Genomic DNA, 2,529 nt, shown 5'->3' on the forward strand with positions numbered 1-2,529 from the left:
CAAAGTAGTCCCATCAGCGTAGGCTTTCTTAGCAATCTTAGCAGCATTCTCATAACCAATGTGCGGATTTAGGGCCGTTACTAACATCAGCGAATTATTCAAATTAGCGTCAATAATTTCTTGGTTAGGTTCAATGCCCACTGCGCAGTTATCATTGAACGATTCGCAAGCATCTCCTAGCAGTCGAGCTGAAGTGAGTAGATTGTAAATCATCATGGGTTTAAACACATTTAATTCAAACTGGCCATTCATCCCGCCTACACTGATTGCGGTATCATTCCCAATCACTTGGGCGCATACCATTGTTAGTGCTTCGCATTGTGTTGGATTCACCTTACCTGGCATGATAGAAGAACCCGGCTCATTCGCGGGAATCAGAATTTCACCAATCCCACAGCGAGGTCCCGAAGCTAGCATCCGAATATCATTTCCGATCTTCATCAAACTCACCGCTAGTTGCTTTAATGCTCCCGATGTTTCTACAATAGCATCATGAGCCGCCAGGGCTTCAAATTTGTTTTTGGCCGTTACAAACGGATGACCGCTAAATTCAGCTATTTTCTCAGCCACCATTTCATCGTATCCCTGCGGTGTATTCAACCCGGTGCCTACCGCGGTTCCACCCAACGCTAATTCTGATAGATGCGCGAATGTATTTTTTACAGCAGCTATCGCATGATCTAGTTGAGCAACGTAGCCACTAAACTCATGTCCTAACTTTATTGGCGTAGCATCCATAAAGTGCGTTCGCCCAATTTTCACAATGTCTCCGAATGATTGTACTTTCTCGTCTAACGTATTTCGTAGTTTTTCTACCTTAGGTAAGGTTTGCTCCACAATCATCGTATATGCGGCAATATGCATTGCAGTTGGGAAGGTATCGTTAGACGATTGCGACTTATTCACGTCATCGTTCGGATGGATTTTCTTCTTCTCATCAGCTAATTTACCTCCGGCTAATACGTGAGCACGATTCGCAACTACTTCGTTCACATTCATATTACTCTGAGTACCTGACCCCGTTTGCCAAACTACTAACGGAAACTGATCATCTAGCTTACCCGATAGTATTTCATCGCACACCTTTGAGATCACATCAGCTTTTTCTTGATCCATTACCCCTAAAGCGGTATTTGTTTGGGCGGCTGCCTTTTTCAAAATAGCGAAGGCATAAATCACCTCCAGAGGCATCTGCGTGGCAAGGCCACCAATTTTAAAATTCTCTTTAGAGCGTTGCGTTTGAGCACCCCAATATTTGTCAGCAGGTACTTGTACCTCGCCCATTGTGTCTTTTTCAATACGATAATTGCTCATATTCATGGTTGGTAGTGTTTGAAGTTGTGTTAAAACAAATTTAAAAAAAAATAGGTATCGACTATTTATGAGTAAGTTAGTGGTATGTAGGGTATCGATAGAAACTTTCGCTATTCGTGCAAAAATGCTTAATATCCGACAAAGCTAACATTAATCGTTCGTACTCACCTTCATAATTATTAACGTAGCCAATCGTTATTTGTCATTAGTTTATAGACTATTTATGAACGAGCTGGGGGAAAATAAGAATGAACGAAAGGTTGGTGATCGGTTGTTACGTCTTATTTATTCTATACTAGTTGTGATATGAAGAAGAACTATCGTAAGCCAACCCAACGTACCGAAAAAGCAGCGGATCAGCCCAATGAACTTATGCGACTCAATCGTTATATTGCTAACGCTGGAGTCTGCTCGCGTCGAGAGGCTGATAAGTTAATTGAGGGTGGTCAAATTAAAGTGAATGGAAAGGTGGTTACCGAGTTAGGCACCAAAGTGAAACGTTCGGATAAGGTAAAGTATCAGGGGAAAGTGCTGAATCCAGAAAAATTGGTTTATGTGCTTCTGAACAAGCCAAAGGATTTTATTACCACTACGGATGACCCTCAGGACCGTAAAACGGTAATGCAGCTAGTAGCCAATGCGGCTGAAGAACGGATCTACCCAGTAGGACGCTTAGATCGCAATACAACTGGCTTATTGTTACTTACTAACGATGGAGAATTAGCTGAACGGCTTACCCACCCCTCTTACGAAATACAGAAGCTATATCAAGTAGATATCAATGAACCAATCACCGACGAGGATTTTATTAAAATTGAGAATGGTGTAGTTTTGGAAGATGGCGCAGCTCCGGTAGATGAAATAGGATTAGTTGGCCCAGAACGAACTAGCTTAGGAATTTCTTTACATATTGGCCGAAACCGGATTGTACGCCGCATATTTGAGCATTTAGGTTACGAAGTTATTCGTCTTGACCGAGTAATGTATGCTGGATTAACCAAAAAAGATCTGTCTCGAGGAAAGTGGCGTTACCTAAACAAGGCCGAACTAATAAAAATTAAGCATCTGGGTCGGAAAAAATAGTTACTCAACCTGTGTAAACAGAAAAGGAGGGCACATCAATTGTGAACCCTCTTTTACTACACTACACAACCTAACCTAAATCTTCAATGCTTTGCGGTTCGGAAGGAAGGTAAAGGAGGGGTCATCTAAGCG

General features: G+C 42.0%; 2 protein-coding genes. One reads left to right on the forward strand and one right to left on the reverse strand.

Annotated features, from left to right (window positions below):
* On the reverse strand, window positions 1-1,314 hold a 1,314-nt coding region (gene fumC, locus WBA23_RS26140; protein ID WP_424585217.1), incomplete at its 3' end, for a class II fumarate hydratase.
* Window positions 1,315-1,620: 306 nt separating this feature from the next.
* Here fumC and WBA23_RS26145 point away from each other — a divergent pair.
* Window positions 1,621-2,397: a pseudouridine synthase gene (locus WBA23_RS26145; RefSeq protein ID WP_424585218.1), complete on the forward strand. Its 777-nt coding sequence runs from the start codon at window positions 1,621-1,623 to the stop codon at window positions 2,395-2,397.
* The last annotated feature ends 132 nt before the right edge of the window (window positions 2,398-2,529 follow it).

Source organism: Tunicatimonas sp., assembly GCF_049647865.1.
In the GTDB taxonomy this organism is placed as follows: Bacteria; Bacteroidota; Bacteroidia; order Cytophagales; family Cyclobacteriaceae; genus Tunicatimonas.

Excerpts from the sequence above, each read along its gene's own strand:
- WBA23_RS26145 (WP_424585218.1), top strand. The coding sequence starts at position 1,621 with ATGAAGAAGAACTATCGTAAGCCAACCCAACGTACCGAAAAAGCAGCG.